The organism is Streptomyces cahuitamycinicus (assembly GCF_002891435.1).
GTDB lineage: Bacteria > Actinomycetota > Actinomycetes > Streptomycetales > Streptomycetaceae > Streptomyces > Streptomyces cahuitamycinicus.
On record NZ_POUC01000754.1, the window covers coordinates 1 to 2082 of the forward strand.

A 2082-nucleotide genomic window follows, 5' to 3' on the forward strand; every position below is an offset into this window, starting at 1 on the left:
ATAAGAGACAGCTACACGCTTGTTCGACGTTGCGCTCCCCTACCCGCGAGAATCGCCCCGGATCGCCGAAATTCCCCTCATACGAGGTTGACTCAGCCAAACGCGAACGGTCCCGTCCCTGAACAGGGACGGGACCGAAGGGAACCTCAGTCGATCACCAGATGATCAGCTCGTACCGAAGCCGACCGCCAGGTACTCCTTCTCCCTCACCGTCGACCGCTTGCTCGCGTACACCTTGGACATGTAGAGGTGCCCGTCGGCATACAGGAACTCGGAGTACTCCGGCGACATGCTGGTCTCCACGTCGCGTACGGAGTCCGTCGCGGGGTTCTGCAGCAGCGTCGTCTCCTTGAAGTCGGTGCCGGAGATGCTCACGACCTGTCCGCCCTTGTCGTACGGGGGACGCTTGTACGCGATCAGGTTGCCGCCGTCCATGCGCAGCGGCGAGATCGTGTAACCGTCGCCCGCGTCGGCCCGCTGCCCGGTCTGCTTGCCGGTGGCGAGGTCGAAGGCGACGATCTCGTTGGTCTGGCTGTACTTGCCGGTGCCGTCGTGCTCCTCGGTCGGCAGGTACAGCCGGTCGTTGCCGACGGCCAGCAGGTTGCAGGCCTCGACGCGGGTGATGCCCTCGCAGCGGGCCGCGAACTGCTCGCCCGGCGCGGAGATGCGCGTGCGCAGCTTGCCGGTCTTGCTGTCGATGGAGAAGAAGTCGGAGATGCCGCTGCCGTCGCCCGCGGAGTCACCGACGTCGGCGGCCACGACCAGGGGGTTGGTCGACACGATGCTCGCGTACTCGATGCCCTGGGTCATCTTGTACTCCGAGATCACCTTCCCGGACTTCGGGTCGATGGTCTGGATGTGCAGCTGCCGCTGGTCGTAGGAGCCGCACTTGCGCACCGCGACCAGCTTCTCGCCGCCGCCGTACCCGGCGTCGTAGCAGGAGTCGGCCGGCTTCGGGCTCCAGAGGAGCTTGCCGGAGACGTCGAAGGCGGCGCCGCCGCTGGTGCTGCCGACGGCGACGGTCTTCCCACTGAGGGTGATGTTGTCGAAGTTGATCAGCTGGTCACCGGTCTTGACCGTCTTGGTCCACAGCCTCTTGCCGGCGTCGAGGTCGATGAGCGCGATCTCGCTGCACCCGTGCGAGGGGTCGGCCTTGGTGGGCATCGCCGGCTGGTAGAGGATCGCCGTCAGGTTGTCGTCCGTGACGTGGCGGCCGGCCTGGCAGACCGGGCCGTCCAGCGGGATCTTCCACAGCTCGCTGCCCTTGTCACGGTCGTAGCCGATGATCTGGGCGATGCCGCTCTTGACGTACGCCTTGTCGGTGAGCCACGAGCCGGAGACGACGACCGTGCTGTCGTTCTTCACCTCGGGCGCCGGGACCTGGAAGAGGACCTTGGCGCTGGGGTCGGACGGCGGCTTCTCCTTGCCGGAGGTGGTGCCGCCCTTGTCGTCGTCCGTGCCGCCGGTGCCGCCGCTGGAGGAGGCGGTGTCGTCCTTCTTCCCGTCGTCCTTCCCGGACGAGGCGTACCAGACACCGCCGCCGATGATCACGGCGATCGCCACGACCGCGGCGACGATGATCAGCATCTGCGCGTTGAACTTCTTGCCGCCGCCCGGCTGTCCCGGCTGCGGCGGGTGCGGCATGGTCTGCTGCGGATAGCCGTAACCGGGCTGCTGCCCGTACCCCGGCTGCCCGTACCCCGGCTGTCCGAAGCCCGGCTGGCCGTACCCCGGCTGCCCGTGACCCGGCTGACCGTAGGGCGCCTGCTGCGGCTGCCCGTACGCCCCCGGCGGCTGGCCGGGGTAGCCGTAGCCGGGCGGGCCCTGCGGGGCCTGCGGAGGCTGGGGCGCCGGAGCGCCCTGCGGATACCCGTAACCCTGCGGAGGCTGGGGCGGGGTCTGCGGCGCGGCCCGCGGAGGCGCCTGCGGTGCCTGGGGTGACTGTGCCTGGGGTGCCTGGGGGTAGCCGTACCCCGGCTCCGGGGCCTTGCCGAGGTCCGGCCCGGCCGCGGGCGGCGGGGTCTGCGGCGGCTGGTCCTGCGGCGGCTGGTCCTGGGGCGGCCCGAAGCCGCCCCCCTGCGG

1 protein-coding gene is annotated in these 2082 nt (G+C 69.6%); it reads right to left on the reverse strand.

What is annotated here, in order from left to right; translation table 11 throughout:
- Positions 1-165: 165 nt before the first annotated feature.
- The coding region (locus C1J00_RS42455; protein WP_245936736.1) for an outer membrane protein assembly factor BamB family protein at positions 166-2082 on the reverse strand (1917 nt) is incomplete at its 5' end.